The organism is Paenibacillus roseus (genome assembly GCF_016424485.1).
GTDB lineage: Bacteria > Bacillota > Bacilli > Paenibacillales > Paenibacillaceae > Paenibacillus_D > Paenibacillus_D roseus.
In genome coordinates, this window is record NZ_JAELUP010000001.1 from 132,271 (window position 1) to 153,647 (window position 21,377).

General features: G+C 50.2%; 21 protein-coding genes and 1 other RNA gene. 13 read left to right on the plus strand and 9 right to left on the minus strand.

Annotation, left to right across the window (positions count from 1 at the left end):
- The first annotated feature begins 34 nt into the window (after positions 1-34).
- The 3 genes from hemG (at position 35) to JFN88_RS00595 (ending at position 3,933) form a co-directional block, all read left to right on the plus strand.
- Positions 35-1,486: a protoporphyrinogen oxidase gene (hemG, locus tag JFN88_RS00585; RefSeq protein ID WP_199017402.1), complete on the plus strand. Its 1,452-nt coding sequence runs from the start codon at positions 35-37 to the stop codon at positions 1,484-1,486.
- 382 nt (positions 1,487-1,868) lie between these two features.
- Positions 1,869-3,188 (plus strand): CapA family protein, encoded by a 1,320-nt coding sequence (locus JFN88_RS00590; protein ID WP_233167299.1) that lies wholly within the window; start codon positions 1,869-1,871, stop codon positions 3,186-3,188.
- 16 nt (positions 3,189-3,204) lie between these two features.
- A complete protein-coding gene (locus JFN88_RS00595; protein WP_199017350.1) occupies positions 3,205-3,933 on the plus strand; it encodes a glycerophosphodiester phosphodiesterase in 729 nt (242 codons plus the stop codon).
- A 107-nt stretch (positions 3,934-4,040) separates the two neighbouring features.
- On the opposite strand, the gene JFN88_RS00600 is transcribed toward JFN88_RS00595, so the two are convergent.
- Positions 4,041-5,213: an HD domain-containing phosphohydrolase gene (locus JFN88_RS00600; RefSeq protein ID WP_332908406.1), complete on the minus strand. Its 1,173-nt coding sequence runs from the start codon at positions 5,211-5,213 to the stop codon at positions 4,041-4,043.
- Positions 5,214-5,306: 93 nt separating this feature from the next.
- Between JFN88_RS00600 and JFN88_RS00605 the strand changes: the two genes are divergently transcribed.
- A complete protein-coding gene (locus tag JFN88_RS00605) occupies positions 5,307-6,182 on the plus strand; it encodes a DUF92 domain-containing protein (RefSeq protein WP_199017351.1) in 876 nt (291 codons plus the stop codon).
- A gap of 77 nt (positions 6,183-6,259) precedes the next feature.
- Here the strand turns inward: JFN88_RS00605 and pepF are convergent, their stop codons facing one another.
- The 3 genes from pepF to JFN88_RS00620 all read right to left on the minus strand — a co-directional run bounded on the left by pepF (position 6,260) and on the right by JFN88_RS00620 (position 8,752).
- Positions 6,260-8,050: an oligoendopeptidase F gene (gene pepF / locus JFN88_RS00610; RefSeq protein ID WP_199017352.1), complete on the minus strand. Its 1,791-nt coding sequence runs from the start codon at positions 8,048-8,050 to the stop codon at positions 6,260-6,262.
- Between the two features lie 272 nt (positions 8,051-8,322).
- Positions 8,323-8,496: a hypothetical protein gene (locus tag JFN88_RS00615; RefSeq protein ID WP_199017353.1), complete on the minus strand. Its 174-nt coding sequence runs from the start codon at positions 8,494-8,496 to the stop codon at positions 8,323-8,325.
- A gap of 22 nt (positions 8,497-8,518) precedes the next feature.
- Positions 8,519-8,752 (minus strand): hypothetical protein, encoded by a 234-nt coding sequence (locus tag JFN88_RS00620; protein ID WP_199017354.1) that lies wholly within the window; start codon positions 8,750-8,752, stop codon positions 8,519-8,521.
- Positions 8,753-9,378: 626 nt separating this feature from the next.
- Here JFN88_RS00620 and JFN88_RS00625 point away from each other — a divergent pair.
- The gene (locus JFN88_RS00625) at positions 9,379-9,576 is read left to right on the plus strand and encodes a cold shock domain-containing protein (RefSeq protein ID WP_199017355.1); all 198 of its coding nucleotides are present in this window, start codon (positions 9,379-9,381) and stop codon (positions 9,574-9,576) included.
- Positions 9,577-9,698: 122 nt separating this feature from the next.
- On the opposite strand, the gene JFN88_RS00630 is transcribed toward JFN88_RS00625, so the two are convergent.
- Complete coding sequence (locus JFN88_RS00630; protein ID WP_199017356.1) at positions 9,699-10,889, minus strand: MFS transporter; 1,191 nt, start codon at positions 10,887-10,889, stop codon at positions 9,699-9,701.
- A gap of 106 nt (positions 10,890-10,995) precedes the next feature.
- Complete coding sequence (locus tag JFN88_RS00635; RefSeq protein ID WP_199017357.1) at positions 10,996-12,318, minus strand: multi antimicrobial extrusion protein MatE; 1,323 nt, start codon at positions 12,316-12,318, stop codon at positions 10,996-10,998.
- 220 nt (positions 12,319-12,538) lie between these two features.
- On the opposite strand from JFN88_RS00635, the gene JFN88_RS00640 reads away from it, so the two are divergent.
- From JFN88_RS00640 to JFN88_RS00655, 4 genes are all read left to right on the plus strand, one after another.
- Positions 12,539-12,859 carry a hypothetical protein gene (locus JFN88_RS00640; RefSeq protein ID WP_199017358.1) on the plus strand — a complete coding sequence of 107 codons (321 nt, stop codon included), beginning with the start codon at positions 12,539-12,541 and terminating at the stop codon, positions 12,857-12,859.
- A 45-nt stretch (positions 12,860-12,904) separates the two neighbouring features.
- The gene (locus JFN88_RS00645; protein WP_199017404.1) at positions 12,905-13,984 is read left to right on the plus strand and encodes a tetraprenyl-beta-curcumene synthase family protein; all 1,080 of its coding nucleotides are present in this window, start codon (positions 12,905-12,907) and stop codon (positions 13,982-13,984) included.
- Positions 13,985-14,002: 18 nt separating this feature from the next.
- Complete coding sequence (gene pfkA / locus JFN88_RS00650) at positions 14,003-14,971, plus strand: 6-phosphofructokinase (RefSeq protein ID WP_199017359.1); 969 nt, start codon at positions 14,003-14,005, stop codon at positions 14,969-14,971.
- Positions 14,972-15,063: 92 nt separating this feature from the next.
- Positions 15,064-15,600: an NADPH-dependent FMN reductase gene (locus JFN88_RS00655; RefSeq protein WP_199017360.1), complete on the plus strand. Its 537-nt coding sequence runs from the start codon at positions 15,064-15,066 to the stop codon at positions 15,598-15,600.
- A gap of 81 nt (positions 15,601-15,681) precedes the next feature.
- Here JFN88_RS00655 and JFN88_RS00660 read toward each other — a convergent pair whose 3' ends face one another.
- Together JFN88_RS00660 and JFN88_RS00665 are read right to left on the minus strand one after the other, a co-directional pair.
- Positions 15,682-15,876, minus strand: a complete 195-nt coding sequence (locus JFN88_RS00660) for a hypothetical protein (RefSeq protein ID WP_028562489.1) — start codon at positions 15,874-15,876, stop codon at positions 15,682-15,684.
- 263 nt (positions 15,877-16,139) lie between these two features.
- On the minus strand, positions 16,140-16,973 hold the full coding sequence (locus tag JFN88_RS00665) for a YitT family protein (protein WP_199017361.1): 834 nt from the start codon (positions 16,971-16,973) through the stop codon (positions 16,140-16,142).
- Between the two features lie 179 nt (positions 16,974-17,152).
- Here JFN88_RS00665 and cshA point away from each other — a divergent pair, with 179 nt between their 5' ends.
- From cshA to JFN88_RS00685, 4 genes are all read left to right on the plus strand, one after another.
- Positions 17,153-18,739 carry a degradosome RNA helicase CshA gene (cshA, locus tag JFN88_RS00670; protein WP_199017362.1) on the plus strand — a complete coding sequence of 529 codons (1,587 nt, stop codon included), beginning with the start codon at positions 17,153-17,155 and terminating at the stop codon, positions 18,737-18,739.
- Positions 18,740-18,881: 142 nt separating this feature from the next.
- On the plus strand, positions 18,882-19,640 hold the full coding sequence (locus JFN88_RS00675; protein WP_199017363.1) for a YesL family protein: 759 nt from the start codon (positions 18,882-18,884) through the stop codon (positions 19,638-19,640).
- 66 nt (positions 19,641-19,706) lie between these two features.
- A non-coding RNA gene (gene ssrS / locus JFN88_RS00680) (6S RNA) lies at positions 19,707-19,890 on the plus strand.
- 378 nt (positions 19,891-20,268) lie between these two features.
- Positions 20,269-20,661, plus strand: a complete 393-nt coding sequence (locus tag JFN88_RS00685) for a DUF1499 domain-containing protein (RefSeq protein WP_199017405.1) — start codon at positions 20,269-20,271, stop codon at positions 20,659-20,661.
- Positions 20,662-20,803: 142 nt separating this feature from the next.
- On the opposite strand, the gene tpx is transcribed toward JFN88_RS00685, so the two are convergent.
- Positions 20,804-21,322 carry a thiol peroxidase gene (gene tpx / locus JFN88_RS00690; RefSeq protein ID WP_199017364.1) on the minus strand — a complete coding sequence of 173 codons (519 nt, stop codon included), beginning with the start codon at positions 21,320-21,322 and terminating at the stop codon, positions 20,804-20,806.
- Positions 21,323-21,377 lie beyond the last annotated feature (55 nt).

Consider the following 21,377-nt stretch of genomic DNA (forward strand, 5'->3'; position numbering starts at 1 on the left):
GAGGCGAGTTCCAGGTTAAAGGGAGAGGTAAATGATGCGGGGAACAGGACAGACCGATCGAATTGTCATTATTGGCGGGGGGATCAGCGGCCTGAGCTCCGCTTTTTATATCCTGCGCCAGGCTCGGGAATCGGGGCGCAAGGTTCAGGTGACAATCGTGGAGGAAGCGCCGGAGCTAGGCGGGAAGATCGATACGCTGCACAAGGACGGCTTTGTTATTGAGAAGGGACCGGATTCCTTTTTGGCGCGCAAGCGTGCAATAGTGGATTTGGCAAGAGATCTTGGCATCGAGCAGGAGCTGACTGCTCAAAACCCGAATGGGCGAAAATCGTTTATTCTGCATGACGGCAAGCTTCATCCAATGCCGCAGGGACTGATGCTGGGGGTTCCTACTGATCTGGACGGGCTGGCGGCGACGGCATTGATGTCCGAGAGCGGCAAGGAGCGGGTATTGCAGGATCTGGTGCTGGAGGCGCAGGAGGGCAGCGAGGATGAATCAGTAGGCGGCTTCCTCGAGCGCCGCCTCGGCCGGGAAGCCGTGCAGCTGCTAGCCGAGCCGCTGCTGGCTGGTATTTACGCTGCAGACCTGTACAAATTGAGCCTCCGTGCTACGTTCCCGCAGTTTCGGGAAGCCGAGCTGCATCATGGCAGCCTGATTCGCGGCATGCAAGAGAGCCGAAAAGCCTCGGTTGCCGCAGCAGCAAGCAATGACCTTCCGGAGCATGTAAAGGGCAGCATGTTTCTGACCTTCCGTGGCGGGTTGTCAGCCTTGGTGGACGCGCTTGATCAGGCGCTCTCTGATGCAGACCGAAGACTTGGCGTCAAGGCTTCTGCGATTCATAAGCAGCCCCAGGACAATGGAAGGGTTGCCTATTCAGTGGAGCTGGCAAGCGGTGAACGATTGGAAGCTGATGCGGTAGTCGTCACGGTCCCGGCATTCGGAGCAGCGTCGCTTCTGCGTCCGTTGATGGATGTAAGCGAACTGGAAGCGGTAAGCTATATTTCGGTAGCCAATGTGGTGCTGGCATTCGACAAGGCAGAATTCGGGCTTCAATTCGACGGTTCCGGCTTCGTCATTCCTCGTGTAGAGGACCGACAACTTACGGCGTGTACGTGGACCTCGACCAAATGGCTGCACACCAGCCCGGAAGACAAGGTGCTGCTCCGCTGTTATCTTGGGCGTGCGGGGGCAGAAGAGGTTGTCGAGCTTGATGATGAGCAGCTCCTCGCTCTTGTCCGGCGTGAAGTCAAAGAAATTATGGATGTAGACGCGAAGCCGCTGTTCGCAGAAATTACGCGCTTGCGCCATTCCATGCCGCAATATCCGGTTGGGCATGTGGAGAATGTAGCAAGACTGCGCAAGCGTGCTGAAGAACAGCTTCCGGGCGTATGGGTTACAGGGGCGGCCTTCGATGGAGTTGGCCTGCCGGATTGCATCCGTCAGGGCAAGGAAGCGGCGTTTGCGATATTGGAGAGCTTACATTAGAGAATTTAGTTGAATAGTTGCGAGTCTGTGGCGGGATGGACGATTAAACTGCACCCCGTCAAGTAACAGAATAAATGATAAAACCTCGTTAAGCGGTCTTAGTCCTGAATTTCATTGGACTGAGGCCGTTTAATTGTGTTCTCGAAGTCCTTTAAGTTCGTCGAGAGTGCTATATTTGCCCGACAAAAAGCTCTCCTTATACGTGTTTAATTTGGCCAATATGCAGGATAAGGACTTTTAGCAGTGTAATACCTTACAGGATACCTGTTATAATGGAGGATATTGAACGAAACGTTATTGTAAGTCAAAAGGGGTCTAAGCAATCATGTCTATCAGCAGATCAGATAAGCACAAGCAGCAAAAAAGCAGGAGAAAAAGAAGAATGAAGCGTCTCCTGATTTTAAATGGAGTATTGGCAGGGCTGATTATCGTTTTTGCCGTCTTGCTATGGGGAAACAATAACGGTCTGTGGAATAATGGAGCGGGACGTACGCCCGAGGTTGCCGAACGTCATAACCCCAGCAACGCGAATAATCATGGACAGGCCGACAGTGGCAATGGGCAAAATCAAAATCAAGAGGAGCAGCCTCCGCAGGACAATTCATCACTGCCAGACCAGGATGACAGTGTACAGAATCCCGGCGGATTGTCTGGCGACGGGACGGATACTCCGCTTAATCCCGAAGAGAACAGCTTAACGCCTGAACAGCAGCCTGCGAGTCCGCAGTATGGAGGTCAAGGAGAGGTGTTGCTGGCCTTTGTAGGGGATATTCTGCTTGCAGGATCGGTGCAAAAGAAGCTTGATGAAGAGGGCTTTGATTATCCGTATGCGAAATCGTTATCCTATCTGGCTGATGCGGATTTGACTGCGGGCAATCTGGAGAGTCCGTTTACGACTCGGGGCACTCCTGCGGAAGGCAAGCAGTTCGTCTTCAAAGGCAAGCCGGAGTCGCTGCCTGCGCTCAAAGAAGCCGGATTTGATGTGGTCACGCTGGCTAACAATCATACGCTCGATATGGGCGTTGAAGGATTGCTGGATACGATGAAACATCTGGACAAGGCTGGTATTCCCTATGTAGGGGCAGGGAACAATGATACGGAAGCATTCGCGCCGGTGATTCTGGAATCCAAGGGAATCAAGGTTGCATACATAGGCATAAGCCGAGTTGTGCCAAACGTAGAATGGAAAGCGGAGAAGTATCGGGCAGGTGTTGCGGAAACCTATGACACTACCCGTGCCAAGGCAGCAATCGAAAGGGCCAAGCAGGAAGCGGACCTTGTTGTTGTAATGGTTCACTGGGGGGTAGAGCGGGCAGATCACCCTGAGAACTATCAACGCAATTTTGCCAGAGAATACATTGATGCCGGCGCTGATCTGGTTATTGGCTCGCATCCGCACGTACTGCAAGGCTTTGAGCAATATAAAGGCAAATGGATTGCCTACAGCATGGGCAATTTTATTTTCAATATGACATCCAATGAAAAGTCGGCGGAGACCGGAGTGCTCGACGCCAAGTGCAGCCGCAGCGGAGACTGTCAGATGCGCCTTCATCCCATGAAGGCAGTGGCCTCACAGCCTGCGTTACTTGAGGGGGAAGAGGCGCAAGCGCTGCTGAGACGGATAGAATCCATTTCCTACGGTGTTCAAATCGATGCGGAAGGGAACCTGAGCTCCCGCTCACAACGGGGCGGCTTACAATAGGTCAGGAGGAAAGCTTGTGAACAACTTATGTGTGGCTCACCGCGGCGCATCGGGGGAAGCGCCTGAAAATACATTGATCGCAGCTCGCCATGCGATGGCGTATCCTTTTGTACAGTGGATGGAAATCGACGTTCAGTTGTCCAAGGACCAGATCCCGGTTGTTATTCATGACGATCGGCTTAGCCGGACGACCAATGGCAAAGGGAAGGTGGCCGATTATACGGCTGAGGAACTGGCAAAGCTGGATGCCGGCCGCTGGTTCGGTCGCTCCTTTGAAGGGGAGCCTGTACCGACACTGGAACAGTTGCTCATGGCTACGGCAGGCCGCTGCAGGCTGAACATTGAGTTGAAAACACTGAGCGGCAAGTATCCCGGCATCGAACAAAAGGTTGTCGAACTGTTGTACAAGTATAATTTGCAGTTTGATACCGTCATCACTTCCTTTGAACCCGATGCTCTTTACAATGTAAAAAAAATAAGCCCCGAAATGACAACCGGGCTTATCATTGATGCCTCTCCCAGCCAGCTTATTGCCGAACTGAATCGCTTGCAGGCTGCCTTTCTGTCGATTGGCTATACACAGATTACCCCGCAACGATTGCAGGAGTGGCATCAAGCGGGGCTGACGGTGATGGCCTGGACAGTTAATGACGCGCTTGCGATGCGCAGGCTGATGCAGATGGACGGGAGTTTAATGATATGTACCAACTACCCGGACCGCTATGCCCGGGCGCTTGGCATATAGCTTTTTTCACCTGCTGCGAGAAAAACTTCAGCCGCCTGCATCCGTCGTCATGCCCGGAGCGCAGGCGGCTGAAGTTTGTGTAAGGAAGAGCTGAATCGGAAGCAGGACTAAGCAAGCTCCGAAGGGGAGGGGAGCTTGTCCCTGTATTGTTCGCGAATCGTCAGCAGGCTTGGCAACTGGGCGAAAAAGACATCGATAACAGAGGGATCAAAATGCCGACCCCGTTCCTCCTTCATCAGAGCTATAATCCGCTCAAGCTCCCAGGCTTTCTTGTAGACGCGGTCGCTGCCAAGTGCGTCAAATACATCGGCTACAGCCGTAATTCGTCCATAGAGGTGAATATCCTGCTCCTTGAGACCTTGCGGATACCCGCTTCCATCCCATTTTTCATGATGCTGGTGGGCGATATAAGCGGCGGACTGCAGCAGCTCCCGTTTGGAGTTGCCCAGCATGTTATAGCCAATGGACGTATGGGTTTTCATCAGTTCGTATTCTTTTGTGGTGAGCTTGCCCGGCTTTTGCAAAATAGAATCAGGAATGGCAATTTTACCGATATCGTGCATGGGCGAGGCCATTTTGAGATGCTCGGCTTCTGATTGGGTAAAGCCGAGTCCGAGGGCTAAAATATAGGAGTATTCTGCCACCCGTTTGACATGATATCCGGTTTCCTTGGACCGGTTCTCGCCGATTTCGCCAAGTGCTAGTATAAGCTCCCGCTGTGTAGATGCAATTTCTTCATGAAGCATAACGGATTCCAGAGATTTTCCAGCATAAGAGGCGGCCAGCTTCAAGTACTCCAGGTCCTGGCGACTGAATACACCGTTGGCGGCAAGTTTGTTAACCGCTTGGTAGGCTCCGATAATCTGTCCATCGCTCCCGACAAAGGGGACAGTAATTACCGTTCGGGTCAAGTAGCCGGTAAGTTTGTCATTTTCCTCATTATGACGGGCATCTTCGGCTGCATTCTCAATCAGCAGCGGCTTGCCCGTGGCAATGGAATGGCCGACAAAGCCGGAGCCGAGCGGGACGCGAAGCTCTTCTACGCCGTGGGCAACTCTAGTAAACAGCTCGCCGCGGCTATGGTCGATAATCCAGACTGTGCAGCGGTCTGCTCTTATCATTTCCCGGCCCATATCCGCCATCAGTATGAGCACACGCTGCAGATTGCGTTCGTTGGCGATTTTTGTTGTATAATTAAAGATAATGCGCAGCATCTGTTCTGCGCTCAGTTCATCGTACAATGACTCCATTGGTTCATTGAACAGGGTTACATCTTCCACCAAACGTACACTCCCCGGTCGAAATGGTATTCAACTATGGCTCTAATGTTCGACATCAAATGCCAAATTCCTGCAAAGGAGGAAGGGTCGCGCATGATTGCAGAATGGTTCACATATGCCTGGTTCCGGTTGGTTGCCGGACTCGCGGGCAGTCTTGCGATTTCATGGCTGGCCTATCGCCGTTCCTCGCTTTCTGCTTCGGGAGCATGGGCGGCCGCAACGATGGGAACGGCTTATTTTGTACTCGGTGGTCCGGTCTGGTTCGGAACGTTGATCGCTTTTTTCATCTCATCCACGCTCTGGTCCAAGTGGAAGCGCAATTCACGCGCGAAGCATGTCGCAGAAACCAATTATGCGAAGGGAAGCCAGCGCGACGGGATGCAGGTATGGGCCAATGGGGGGCTGGGTCTGATCCTGTGCGCTGCCCATGCATGGCACCCTGATCCAATCTGGCTATTTGCCTTCACCGGAGTAATGGCCTCCGTCAATGCGGATACATGGGCGACCGAGATCGGGGCGCTGAGCAGACGCCAGCCCCGTGCATTGCTGAGCGGCAGGGTAGTGCCGGCAGGAACGAGCGGCGGGGTGACCTTGCTGGGAAGTCTGGCAGCAGGGGGCGGAGCAGCCTTTATCGGCCTTTGCGCCGCTCTGCTTAGCCAGGCAGGGCCGATTTCCTCACCGGGGGCGGAGGTTCAGACCCAGCTTGCACCTGCGGCCGTCGCCCTCCTGGTTGTCGCCGCAGCGTTAAGCGGTCTCGCCGGCGCCTTCGTAGATTCCCTGATCGGCGCAACCGGACAAGTCATGTACCGCTGCCCGGCATGCGGCCGGGAGACGGAGCGCCGTACCCACTGCGATGTGCAGACTGTTCGTACCCGCGGCTGGTCCTGGATGAATAACGACGCCGTTAATTTTGTTTCCTCTGCCTTCGCCGGAGGGATGGCCGCGCTGTTGTCTCTGTTGATTATCTAGCCAAGGGCCGCTCCGTCATTTCGTGACGAGAGCGGCCCTTGCTTTAACGATATTGTATTTTCTCTAGGGCGCTAACTCTAGCCCTCCAGCTGTTCCATCTGCTTGATCAAATCCTCGAACACGCTCATGGCCTGACTGACAGGCTCCGGTGTCGACATGTCAACACCAGCCGTCTTCAAAATATTGATCGAGTAGTCGCTGCCCCCGCTCTTCAGGAAGCCGAGATAACGCTCGACTGCTGGCGCGCCTTCTTCCAGAATCTGCTTGGAGAAGCTGGTAGCGGCGGAAAAACCGGTCGCATATTTATACACGTAGAAGCTGGTATAGAAGTGAGGAATACGCGCCCACTCCATCTCGATATCCTGGTCAACAACCATATCCTCACCGTAATACAAGAGGTTGAGATCATAGTAAATTTTACTTAGTTCTTGCGGTGTCAGCGATTCGCCCTGCTCGACTTTCTCATGGATAATTTTCTCGAACTCGGCAAACATCGTCTGACGGAATACCGTCGTGCGGAACTGATCGGCATAGTAGGTGAGCAGATACATTTTTTCCTTCGGATCGGTGGACTTCTCAAGCAGGTAATTCATCAGCAGCGCTTCATTCAGCGTAGAGGCTACTTCTGCCAGGAAGATGGTATATTGGGCATCCCGATATGGCTGGTTATTGTCCGAGTAGTAAGAATGCAGCGCGTGGCCCATTTCATGCGTGAGCGTGAACATGCTGTTCAGGTTGTCGTTATGGTTGAGCAGAACGTACGGGTGCGTGCCGTAAGCGCCCCAGCTGTAAGCACCGCTGCGCTTGCCTTCATTCTCGTAAATATCAATCCAGCCGTTGTCGAAGCCTTCCTGAAGCACATTCAGATAATCCTCGCCAAGGGGCTTCAGGCTTTCTTTTACGGTTTTGACGGCTTCCTGATACGTAATATCCAATTTGAACTCCTCAACCAGCGGGGAGAACAGGTCATACATATGCAACTCGTCAACCTTCAGCAGCTTTTTGCGCAGCTTCATGTAGCGATGCATGAGTGGAAGATGCTGATGAATGGTATCGATCAGGTTGGTATACACTTCCTTCGGAATGTTGTCGCCAAACAGGGACATTTCCAGGACGGAAGGGTATTTGCGGGCGCGCGCGTAAAATACATTTTTCGTTACATTGGCGTTCAGCGTAGCTGCCAGCGTATTTTTCATATTGCCATATGTCTCATACATCGCCTTGAATGCATTTTTACGAACCTCGCGGTCCTTGCTCTCCAAAAATTGGATGTAACGGCCATGCGTCAGCTCAATCTCTTCGCCGTTCTCGTTTTGCACTTTAGGGAATTTCAGATCAGCATTATTCAGCATGGAGAAAATGTTGCCCGGGCCTTGGCTGACGTTGCCGACTTGCGCAAGGAGCATCTCCTCTGCTTTGGACAATACATGAGCTTTCTCGCGCTGCATCTCCAGCAAGGTTTGACGGAATGGTTGCAGCTGCGGGTCTTTGATGAATGCTGCCAACTGCTGATCCGTTAAGCTGAGTACTTCAGGCGTAATGAATGAGGTCGCTTCGCCCGATTGCACGCTAAGCTTCTTGGCTTTATCGGACAGCGCCTGGTTGCCTGGTTCGGCCATGTCCTCATGGTGGCTCATATTGGCATACACATAGAGGCGCTCCACGTGGAAGGAAAGCTGGTCCTCAAGCTCAAAGCAAGCCTTTAGCTTTGAAGAATCGGACAATGTGCCTTCGAAGGTGGCAATTTGCTTGATTTGCTCTTGGGCTTGCGCATATTCGTTGTTCCAAGCGGTCTGATCGGCAAAAAGGTCTTCCAATTTCCAGCGGTGTTCCGGCTTGACTTCTGAACGCTTAGGTAATTTACTCATTTTGTTCCTCCTCAGGATATGTATCATTGTACTTTCATTGCTTGACTGCGGCTGATGTTCGTTGCCGGTACCGAGATGCTCCGGGACTGCGGAGGAGGATAGCAGGCCAATTGACAGAAGCAGGGAAATCCATTTCAAGGGCATTCACAACTCCTTCATTTTGCCCTAGTATGTTCCAATTTCCTCTACTTCATGAATGGAGTCATTAAATTTGCATTAAATTTGGCTAAACCCTCCCCGCGAGTTTGCAGCTAATTACCTCCTCATTCGATTTACATCGTTAAGAAGCTATACACAATCAGGAAGAAAGCAAAGGCAAGCATCAAGATTGAAATCAGTGCAAGGCCGCGCCTCATTCCGGCTGGAATCTGATCTTTCTTCATAATGATAATTGCACCCAAACAAAAGGCAACGATAATAAAAATCAGCGTAGATGTTGAATCCATACTTCGTCCTCCCGAATAACGATCAAATTTCCTTGAAAGCGGTCAGAATCGCTTCCCGCTCTTCTTCCTTTCCGATAAAGTCCTGGGGACGAAACCGGTTCTCTGCCCAGTGCATCATTTGCGGGCGGCTGACGAAGGTGTGACAGTCCTCTCCCCATTGGTCGGAGATTTCACGGACAATAATTGTTTTGCCCCGCACTTCAACCTTGAGCATATTGTAGTTGTCTTTTTTATAAATTTCGTATTTCTTGAACATATGCTAATTATTCCTCGCTTCCTTTTCTTATCATCATAGCGAAAAAAGAGGGTGGAATGCAATGCCAAAGCTGTGCTGGCATGGGTGATGAGCCTCGTTTCCTGAAATTCACACGATTCGTTCAACTTGTTCATAGAAATGAATGGGGCTCCAGTTGAGATGAGATGAGAAGAGATGGGTAGAGGAGGCACGATCCGGATTTACCCTTTGCTAAATTTGCGTTACGAGCCATACCCGATGCTTGACAATATATTGGAGACTGTACGCCGCTATGGGGCAACCCCGAGTTTTGTCCCTCCAATCTTCCATTCATTCCGAATTCCCATTTTTATTTGAAAATTACCAAAGGCCAAGACACCTTCAGAATGATTAAGGTCTTCAATTTTCAGCCTGGCTTGGACGGATTTTTGAAAATATAAGAAATTTATAAAGTTCCTTCTATAAATGAGCTTATATTTCACCACGAAACGAAGTTTTTTGCTCGTCAAAGGACGGCAAAGCCGTTTACGCTTGGGCCATGAGATTGTAAAAATTTTGGAGGTTGAAATTGCATTATCCATAAAAATACAGTATAATAAAGCTACTCGTCGGTTTAAATCGGCGGTCATTTTTAGGAGGTTGTTCATTTGAAAGGTACAGTTAAATGGTTTAACGCAGAAAAAGGCTACGGTTTTATCTCTATTGAAGACGGCGACGATGTATTCGTACACTTCTCCGCAATTCAAGGCGACGGGTTCAAGACACTCGAAGAAGGTCAATCTGTAGAATTCGATATTACTCAAGGCAATCGTGGACCTCAGGCAGCTAACGTAACTAAATTATAAGATAATTGGTTTGGATAAACCTTTTATATTATAGGAAATATTGATATATCGGCAAAACTTCCGCCCTACTGAGGTCGGGAGTTTTGCTGTTTTTGAATCTGTTACTACCTATCCCTCGCTGCTTATTTAGCACGAATATGCTTGATTAGGAACCCTGCGGCCCCCAGAAGAGCCAGCCATGCGGCGGCTTCGAAGAAAGTCCCCCGGCCAAATACCTCCAATACATATCCGCCAATCAAACCGCTCAGGAGGCCGGCAATACCGGTCCAGATGACGGCAAACAGCGCCTGTCCGGAGGCGCGGAATTCATCCGGAATCAGATGCGTCATATACCTCAGTGCTGTCGAGAAAAAGACGCCGAAAGATATGCTGTGCAAGGCTTGGATCAGCACTGCCCATTCGGGAGCTTCAACCCGTGAAAGCAGCCAGAACCTGAGCGCATAGCCGAGTCCTGCAAACGCAAGCAAGGGCAAGTCCTTGAACTTGTGCCCATATTTGCCGAGCAGGAAAAGTACGGGGATTTCACTAACCGCAGACACCATCCATGCCATTCCTACCAGTGACTCATCCGCCCCCATCTGCCGCATTGCCACGGCAAGAAAGCCGTCATTCATCCGGTGCGCAATCGACAGAAGCAGCAGCAGCAGGAAAAAAATGATCACATCCGGCTTGCTTACCAGCTTGAGAAAGCCGCTGTACTGCACTTTAGGCGCGCTGGTCTGCTGATAATCCTTCAATGTAAATGACAGCCCAAGGGAGATGATAATGGTGACTATACCTGCAACCATCGTCGCTCCTGATCCGCTGGACTTGAGGAATTGCCCGATGACTAGCGCGGCTACGGCAAATCCGATCGATCCGAAAATACGTATGGACGGATATTTGCGTCCTGTATGTTTGACTGACAACAAGATCAGACTGTCATTTAATGGGTTCAGCGGGGTTTGGAAAAAATAAAACCCGGCCATGATAAAACAGACAGCTATAAAATCGGCCGAAGTAAACAGAAGCGACAGCATCGCCAATTGTCCGGCCAGCAGGATCATCATAATTTTACGGATGGTCCGAAACCGGTCGCTTGCCATACCGGCCAGTAGATTCGCAAAAATAGCGAGTGCCGGACCGATCGAATACAAGATTCCGATCTGCTGTTCCGAGTAGCCACGGTCCTGAAAGTATAGCGGGAAATAGGAGATGACGACGGCCGTAGTCGTATAGAAAGCAAAGCTGAACGTCCGCATCCTGGCCACTTCCTTGGAGGCTGTTGGCGATAGATCGGACTCCGGTGACTCCAGCGCAGGTGTAGTTGCCATGATTGTGATTCCCCTTTGAGCAATAAATGTATGTGAAACAGTGCTTAAGCAGAAGCGGCAATGCAAGCTTTCCTGCCAGCTTCAGTCCCGGCAGCTGGCGAGGCGGTCAAACTTTGCCCGGAAGAGCTGTATCCATGGGCTTAATATAGCGAAGCGCCAGGGCGATGAAGCTGAATTCAGCCAGCATGCCAATGGATTGGGCCCAGGCTCCGATCGTGCCGTTCATGTGAGGCGCGAGCCACACAAGTGAAATCAGGGTCAACAGCGTAAAACTCAGATTCGCGATTTGCGATCCAAGCATCAGCTTGGTCTGCCCCCTGACCAGCACCAATCCGTTTAGCGCGTCGAGCCAGGGCATGAGTATCGTAAGTAGCGCAAAAGCTTTCAGTGTGCGCAAGCTTTCCGCTTGGAGTCTGCCTTGCACGCCCATGATGTGTTCAAGAATGTAGACGCCGGCCGGAGTATAAGCCAGAATAAATAGCAAAATGGCAGGCACAAAGCCCAGCATTAAGGTGAATTTACGGACGGCAGCCGGATCAATTCGGTAAAAGTTAAGTACAATCTGATGGAAATAGCTGAAAAAGCTGATCAACAGGCTGACCAGACTGGCAGCTATGGCGAATGCGGCGATCGACAGCTCGGCTTCCCACGTTTTGCCGAGCATGGCGTTAATTGCGGGTAAAATCCATAATGTAACCAGGGTCGACAACAGCAGGGGACGGAAAAAAGAGAATACCTGCCGCTTGTTTTCGATCTGATGCTGCTCTGCCTTGACCGGCATTTTCCGCACGAGGGCCCGGCCTTCCAAAAAACTGACGAGCGCCTCGATCATCATGCCGCATAAAAAAATAACCGCTCCATCCCTGCCGCTGGTTACCCCGGTCTGAATAAAATAGAGGGACAATACATACATGCCCGCAAGCCTGATTGCCATGCCGATTGTCAGCCACTTGGTACGGAGATGGTAGATGATGACCCCGTGATAGAGACAGCGAATGCCGGAGAACAGGCTGACAAACATCAGTACCTTGTATACATCAATAACTGCAGCAACTCGGCTCTCCTCAAGACCGAATGCGTTGCGGACAGCCCATGCTCCGGCTGGTGTATAACAAATGATCAGGCCAAGCGCCAGACTGCTGGCAAATACAATTTGCGCAACTCTGAGCATGGCCTGGAATGAAATCTTATCCCTTACAAGCGCTGAGCAAGTCTGCCGCAGCAGCACAGCCGGACGCTCAACCAGCATCAGCATGCTCATGGCAATCGCATAGCTGGCGATAACCCGCTCAGGATCGGCGGACCGCGTCAGCGTACTATTGATAATAACATGAGAAATCGTAACCAGGCTGGCCGATATGCCCAGCGGCAGAAAAAAGGCCCCTATCCTTGCCAGGGATACTGAATGCTCAGGCTGTTCGGAAGACATGTCCGGTCACTCCTTGCAATAGTGGTCGCTGCCGCGCTTTCAAGCGTCGACAGATGATGAATAGCATGGTAAACAGTATAACATGATCAGAGACAAGCGGATATGTTGTCTGCGTAATTTTTCAGGTACAATGTGAAACCGTTTACGGCCTGGTTTCGTTCAATTTCGCTGGATTTGTAACGTTTGAAATGGTACATTAATGGTTGGAGGATTAAAATTGATGACGGGGAATCACTTCAAATGGGATGAGCGCCTGGAAATTGAACTGCCTAGCCTGATTCAGGGATGGGACAGCTATGAGTCGAACACTCAGGCAGCTATTCTAGCCTATTGGGAGGCGGTTCGCGGACATATTCCGGATCGGATTATGGCGCTTGAGAGGACGATTAATGAAAAGCAGGCCAGGCTTTACGAGGAGGAAGACTTTGGGACTTCCTGCCGATTGAATTCGGAGATCGCTGAGCTGGCCAGCAAAATTCATGATTTGCATATCTGGTATCGAACACATCAGGATATGGAGCCAAGACGTCATTCCGGATAAACTATTTGATTAGGGAGGACGCCCGCATTGAAGAGTCTGAACGCTATGAAGCACGGGGCTCCCAAGAGCCCGCTGCAGCTGATGTACCGTGTATACAAGTATGTGCTTCCCGAAGTGGAACACCTGCTTGACGGCTGGACACGGCGCGCGGAGGCGATCCCGGATCGTGAGCTGCGGACGCAGGCGCTTGCCAGCATAGCGTCCAAGAAATTTCATTGCCAGGGCGGTGCGGTCTATGCGGCGGCAAGCCTCAATAACCGGCACGTGCTCACTCCGCTTATTGTCGCTTTGCAGACGATCAGTGACTATCTGGATAATCTGTGTGACCGGAGCACCTCGCTTGACCCCGACGATTTTCGCCTTCTGCATCAGTCCATGCTGGATGCGGTTGATCTTGACGCAACGCCCAGAGATTATTATGCGCTTCGCCGGGAGCATGACGATGGCGGCTATTTGCTGGCTCTGGTAGAGACATGCCGAGGCAGCATTGCACAGCTTCCTTCCTATCTGCAAGTCAAGCGTCAGGTGATCGACCTGGTTGGTCTTTACGCCGATCTTCAAGTTCACAAGCATATCCGCAAGGATTTGAGAGAGCCGCGCCTGCTGAAGTGGTGGGAGGAGAAACGTCACAGCTACCCCCATTTGCAGTGGAACGAATTTGCTGCGGCAACAGGTTCGACGCTCGGCATGTTTATGCTGTTTCTGGCCGCGGCTCATACCGGACTTCAGCAAAAGGATGCAGATATGATCCGCGACGCTTATTTTCCTCATGTTTGCGGACTCCATATATTATTGGATTATCTGATTGATCAGGAGGAGGACCGCCAAGGCGGCGACCTTAACTTTTGCAATTATTATGTCAACCAGTCCGAGATGGTGAACCGGATCGGGAATATTGTGCAAAATGCCCGCGAAGATGTGAGGGTGTTGCCCGCAGCGCCGTTTCATCGTATGGTAATTGAAGGGCTGCTTGCCCTGTACTTATCGGACCCGAAGGTGAGAAAGCAGCGGGATGTGAAGCGCATCTCGAGGCAGCTCATGCGGAAAAGTCCGTTGACAAGGGTGTTTTTCTGGCTTAACAGTGTGTATATTCGCGCTAAGCAATATAGATTAAGTGTTGGATAAATAGGAGGATTGACAAGCATGTCACAAGTAAAATCAATTGCAGTATTGACAAGCGGCGGAGATTCCCAGGGGATGAACGCAGCGGTACGCGCTGTTGTCCGGAGCGCTTTATTTCATGGTATTGAAGTTTACGGGATTCAGCGCGGCTATCAGGGTCTGCTGAACAATGACTTGAGACCGATGGATTTGCGCAGTGTGGGCGACATCATTCAGCGTGGCGGTACTATACTGCAAACAGCCAGATGCAAGGAGTTCATGACTCCTGAGGGTCAGGAGAAAGGCGCACAGATTCTGCGCGATCGCGGTATTGACGGCCTGGTTGTAATCGGTGGGGACGGCTCTTATCAGGGCGCGAACAAGCTGAGCAAGCTGGGCATCAAGACGATGGCGCTGCCGGGCACCATTGACAATGATATTCCGTTTACAGATTTCACGATCGGTTTTGACACCGCGGTTAGCATCGTTGTTGATGCGATCAACAAGCTTCGCGATACAATGACCTCCCATGAACGTTCCTCTATCGTTGAAGTAATGGGCCGTCATTGCGGAGATATCGCCCTCTATGCGGGATTGGCGAGTGGAGCCGAAACTATTATTGTCCCGGAAGTTCCGTATGATTTGGAGCAGGTAGCGCTTCGGATGCAGGAGAATTTCCAGCACGGCAAGCGCCACAGCATCATTGTTGTTGCAGAAGGCGCGGGCAGCGGGGAAGATGTAGCGCGTGAGATTACGGCACGCAATGGCATTGAGCCGCGCGTCACCGTACTTGGCCACATTCAGCGTGGCGGTACGCCGACCCATAATGACCGGATTCTTGCCAGCCGTCTGGGCGACTTTGCAGTCCGCAAGCTCATGGAAGGCGATTCTGCCAAATCATGCGGTATTATTAACGGAGAGTATGTCGCAACAGATATCGATACTGTTGTAAATACGAAAAAGCCGTTCAATATGGATCTTTACGAGCTTGCTCTCCGCTTGTCCCAATAGAAATCATTCGGAGTCTTATGGCTTTCATAAGGCTCTTTTTTCTGTCAATTTGTTATTGAACTTAAAAAAATATGATCGAGGAGGACTTTTTTATGAAAATAGCTATTCTTGCCGGAGGCAATCGCCAGCAAGCTACCAGCACACTGCTTGCCCGGTATGTAAAAAAGGTGGTGGAGCAAAGAAGCTATGAGGTTGATCTGATTGACTTGCACAAGGAGCCATTGCCATTCTACTCGCCTGACAACGGGGATGTTCCGCCTGCTGTCCAGCGTCTGCAAAGCACAGTCAAGGGGGCAGATGCAGTCGTGCTGAGCACGCCCGAGTATCACGGAAGCCTATCCGGCGTCTTGAAGAATGCTCTTGATTTCCTGAATTTCGAGCATTTTGACGGCAAGTTGGTCCTTGTATGCAGCTCCGCAGGAGGAAGTGTGGGAACCAGTTCCCTAACCCAACTGCAGACTATTGTCCGCAACCTGCACGGTATTAACAGCCCGGAATGGATTTCCATTGGCGGCCAGCAGCGCAATTTCGGTGAGGACGGCGAGCCGGGGACAGAGGAAGTAAAAGCGCGGATTCAGCGCACTGTTGATTTCTTCCTTGCGCTTGCCGCCAAAGTGCGCCAGCATTAATCTTCACTTTGCAGGTCGAGGGGACAAAAAACGGGAACGCCTGGGGCGTTCCCGTCATACTGCTATCAATCTTTATCAATCTTAATGAAGAAGAACAGCTTTTTGAACCTCATAAATGCTGTGGTGCACGATCTCAATCGCGTCTTCTGGCTCCAATACGGAGAGGCCGTCGCGAAGCACAATATTCAATTGCAGCTCTCGCTCCGTCAGGAAGGGAACCAACTCCGGCACCAGCTTTTCGACAATCCGCGATAGTGTTACAGTTTGCATATCCATCCTAACATCACCCTTTCCTTGAAATAATAAGAAAGTATTAAACGTCATACTTTACTTTTATTTCTCTGTGGCACACAAGCCTTATCCAGCTTCAGGCAGGGCCTGCAGTAGCTAAAGCTTGTTAAACAGAAAGAAAACAGGGCAAACCGGTCTGGCATCAAACTAACAAACCTCGGAATACCTTTATTATAACAGGACGATTTTTAAAAACATAGTGACTTTCGGAAATTCCACTCAACATCCCGTCCATTTTTTAGCTGTTATCAGCCGACAGGCTGGCGGAACTGACCCAGGACACCGACGGTCTCTACGATGCTGACGAACGCGCTCGGGTCCAGGGAAAGAATGGTTTTCCTAAGCTCGGCCAGTTCGTAGCGTGTCGTAACCGTCATCAGCATATCTTTCTCGTCTCCCGAATAGGCGCCTCGGGTCCGAATCACGGTTACGCCGCGAGGCCGTTCGAGCAATTTCTTCTTTAGTTTGTCCGTTTCTTTCGTAATAATAAATGCCGTCACCTTTACGTAGCGGATATGGATAATGTCGACAACCTTGCCGGCGGCAAAGATCGAGATCATGGAATACATTGCTGAGTCCCAGTCCTGAATCAGCCATCCCAAAACAAGGATAACAATTCCATTTAGGAGGAAAATAATCATGCCGACCGGCAAGTCGCGCTTGCGCGTCACAATAGAAGCGATAATGTCAAAGCCGCCGGAGGAACCGCCTTTGCGAAGCGCCAAACCGCTGCCTAAGCCTACGATTACGCCTCCGAAGATGGCGCCCAGAAGCGGATCTCCGACGACCTGCTTGACCGGGATGAATTGGAGCCAGGCTGTTGCGGTGATAACGGAGATGATGCTCCACAATATAAATCGCTTCCCGAGCGTGAATAGGCCCCATACAAGAATTGGAAAATTGAGAACGAAATACAGCCAGCCGATATTGCCGCCAGTGATATAGCCAATCATCATCGAGATCCCGGATACACCTCCGCTTAACAGTTCGAAGGGGATCAGCAGCCTGTTAAATCCGAAGGCGACCAAGAACGAGCCGAGAATCATTGTGAGCATTGTTCCGGTATAGCGAAGCCATTCCATATTCTTGCTCCTTTCACAATCTTGGTGAGACAAAAATGCAATTCATGTTAAGGAATATTATGCGCCGCTTGCTATTACTGGTATTCGTCAATGAACTTATGTTATAATGAACAAGATATAGGGGCGGACTAATCTCCGCTTACATTGGGAGCTTTAGAAAAGAAGGAGTATGAATACGTTTGAAAACATTTGCTGAATTCGGCTTGGAACCAAAGGTGTTGCAAGCTATTACTGAGTTAGGATTCGAAGAATCCACTCCAATCCAGGACAAATCGATCCCGATCGCGATCACAGGCACCGACCTGATTGGTCAAGCTCAGACGGGTACGGGAAAAACCGCTGCTTTCGGTATCCCGCTTATTAGTAAAATTCCGGTCAGTGAGGATCGTATTGTTGCGCTGGTTATGACTCCGACACGGGAGCTGGCCATTCAGGTAGCCGAGGAGATCGGGAAACTATCCCGCTACAAAGGCACTCGTTCCCTTCCGATTTACGGAGGCCAGGATATTGGACGTCAAATTCGCGCTTTGAAGAAAAAGCCGCAAATTATTATCGGAACGCCAGGACGTTTGCTTGACCACATCAACCGCAAAACAATCCGTCTGGACGATGTTCAGACTGTTGTATTGGACGAAGCGGATGAAATGCTCGATATGGGCTTCATGGAGGACATTACGAGCATCCTGAGCATGGTCCCGGAAGAGCGTCAAACTATGCTGTTCTCGGCAACCATGCCGCCTAACATTCAGAAGCTGGCCCAACGCTTCCTGAAAAATCCGGAGCACGTATCCGTTATTCCGAAGAACATCACAGCTCCGCTTATTGATCAAGCTTATATCGAGTTGCATGAGCGCCAGAAGTTCGAAGGCTTGAGCCGTCTTCTGGACATGGAATCTCCTGAGCTGGCGATCGTATTCGGACGCACCAAGCGTCGTGTTGACGAACTGAGCGAGGCGCTGCAAAAACGCGGCTACTCCGCAGACGGACTGCACGGGGATCTTTCCCAAAACCAGCGGGACAACGTAATGCGCAAATTCCGCGACGGCAGCATCGATGTGCTTGTTGCTACAGATGTGGCGGCGCGCGGGCTGGATGTATCCGGCGTGTCCCATGTTATCAACTTTGACCTGCCGCAGGACCCTGAGAGCTACGTACACCGTATCGGTCGTACCGGTCGTGCAGGGAAGGAAGGTACGGCATGGTCCTTCGTGACTCCTCGTGAAATCGATCATCTTCATTTCATCGAGAAAGTAACGCGCCAGAAAATTGCCAGAAAGCCGTTGCCAAGCATGGCGGAAGCTATCGAAGGCAAACAGCGTATTACAGCTGAGCGGTTGATTGAAATTATCCAAAGCGACGACTTCCAGGAATACAAAGGCATTGCGATTCAATTGCTGGAGCGTTATGACTCCGTTCATCTTGTGGCCGCTGCAATCAAGCTGCTGACCGGCGAGAAGAAGGATGTCAGTATCGAGTTGACACCGGAAGATCCGATTCGTGCGAAGAAGCGCAAGCCGGATATCCGTTCAAGCGGGCGCCGTTTCTCCGGCGGACCGTTCGGCAGCGGCAATCGCAGCGGCAATGGCGGACGGTCCCGCGACAGCCGCGACAACCGCGGAGGTTATAATCGTGACCGCAACAACAACAGCGGGCGCGGAGACAACCGCGGACGCAATGAAGGCGGCCGCAGCGGGGAACAACGCAGCAGCAACAATGGCGAGTACCGTCGTCAGAGAAGTTCTTCCGACGACTATGTAAATAACTAAACTACGTCTAATCGTGAACCGGGAATTTTAATCGCGCTATGGCACCGGATAGGGCTCTAACGTGTTATTATTCCCGGTTTTTAAAAAGGGAAGAGATTTGCCGATTGCAACCATGATAACGTTTCTGTAGGGGGCTTCACATATGGAAATGCGAGGTTTGATGGGTGGCTTCTACAAAATATCCGAATGGATTATGCGGTTGTCCGTAACGAATGTTTTGTGGATCATTTGTTCAATCCCATTTGTATTTTTCATCTTCAGCGGATTGGTCATCTCACAAAATGAGGGCCAATTATATTCCTCTTTGATATGGGCAGCAATTGTGGCGCCGTTTACCTTCTTCCCAGCAACCGCTGCACTGTATGCGGTTGTTCGCAAGTGGATTATGGGTGAAGTGGATGTACCGCTTTTTAAAACCTTTTTCAGAGGCTACAAGGAAAATTATGTTCAAAGCATGTTCGGCGGACTGCTGTATACGCTGCTGTTTGTAATCATGTTTGTGGACTACAAGGTTTACCTGAATGAATTGAACAATTTTCAGCTGTTGTCTTATGTATTTATCGGGCTGATCTTTTTGCTGTTTGTATCCATGTTCAATTTCTTCTCCATGATGGTTCACTATCACATGAAGCTGTTTCAATTGATCAAGAATGCCATTCTGATTACGATCGGTCGGCCTTTGCGTTCCTTGTCTACCGTAATCGTAAGCGGCGGTATTTTATTCATCAGCTTCCAGTTTACCTTTCTGATTCCGTTTTTCATGGGAAGTTTGATCGGAGTTGTATCCTTTTATAATTTCCACTTGATTTATTTGAAGCTGAAGGAGCAACAGGAGCGCGCCGAGGCTGAAAAACAAGCGGAAGAAGAGGACGTTGAAATCTCGGAAGATGTTAGAAAGTAGCCTTAACCTTGAATTTACAGCGGGGATTCGGTTTACTTTTTAATTCAAACGGTCTATAATATTCATTACATCCTGCGATGTTCGTTACGGCTTAACATTGTTTTGAACCAATGGCTGTTTTACGGGAGACCTAGATTGGAGTGCGGCTGACATGCCCTCAAAAAGGGACTTCAAAAACACTTCTGCGGACACCCACCTGCGAGAGCGGGTTCAAAAAACAAGCAAGTCGGACGGCATAAGCGGGTTTCTCTAGCATTTGATAGCTGGATTTTATTAGGCTACTTACATAAGGGTCTCACAGCAACGGTTCTGCCGTACATTGTATTGAACGGACTTAACCGTTCTTGCCTGCTGTCAAGGATTGAAAATTTGACCGCTTCTTTCATTTATCATTGGAGGCAGCGCCGTAGAGATTCTGTAAGACGAGACATGGAATTCTCCGCTGAATTTTTACATGACAGCCGTTTGCGCTTATGGATACGCTTTATTTAAATATAAGAGTACATCAGTTGTTATCATATTCTTGTATTTATCGCCAGACGCTTCTGCCGCTTCTGAGCACGACGGCAGTCTTCTGCGCTTGTTGTATCCGTCTTTTTATACATAGAGTCTGAGGGGGAGATGGGTGTTGTTAAAGCGGACGCTAATTGGAATACTGCGAAGCTTTGAGCAGACAGGTGATAGAGCGAAGGACCCTTTACTGAAATCTCACTATTATAAGTTGTCGAAGGAAAAAGCGTGGGCTGAGGTCGTATCCACTTTGAAAAAGATGCAAGGCTTTAAGCTGCTTCATGAAGTGGAATCGGTTGGAGAGATTGTACTGGAGAAGAGAACCGTTACCGGCAGAATGATGGATATTACGGTTTCGGTTATCGGGATCAACCCGATTACTTCCGCAGTCGATATTTACTCAGCATCACGCGGCTCGCTTGGCGACCTGGGTTCCAATTACCGCGTAATCCTAGATATCTATCGAACACTTGATAAAAAGCTGGCCGCCAATAAGGTGGATAGCCCATAAAATAAAAAGAAGCGAGGAAGGATAACCTTCACTCGCTTTTTATCAGGTAAGCGTAATGGCTGCCCCGTTGTAGAAGTGACGGCGGCAGCCGTTTATGCGTCATACCGGTAAGAAATGCGTCATATCCATGTTCCTGGATCGATTAGATCAGTTCTTTTGTCGCAGCAATTGCTTTTTCGTAATCCGGGTGGTCGGCCATTTCTTTCAATACTTCAACGTATTGGATTGTATCATTCTCGTCCACTACGAAGATTGAGCGCAAGTCGAGCTTTAATTCCTTGATCAGGACGCCATATGCTTCGCCAAAGTTATTGTCTTTGTAATCGGACAACAGCGTTACTTGATCAACGCCTGCGGCTCCGCACCAGCGGGCCTGGGCGAACGGAAGGTCGACGCTGACAGTAAGTATAGCCACCTTGTCGCCAAGACCGGCGGCTTCCTCGTTGAAACGGCGGGTCTGTGAGTCACATACCCCTGTATCGATTGAGGGCACAACGCTAATCAGTTTGATTTTTCCAGCAAAATCACTCAAAGATACAACATCAGTAAGAGTTTTGTTTAATTGGAAGTCAGGAGCCTTGTCGCCCTTCTTTAATTCCGGACCGATCAATGTAATCGGATTGCCTTTTAGTGTAGCTACGCCTGTGCGTTCTTGCGCCATTATAATTGCCTCCTTGTAATTGGGTTGCTGCACATTTATTATAATCGGTAGAAAT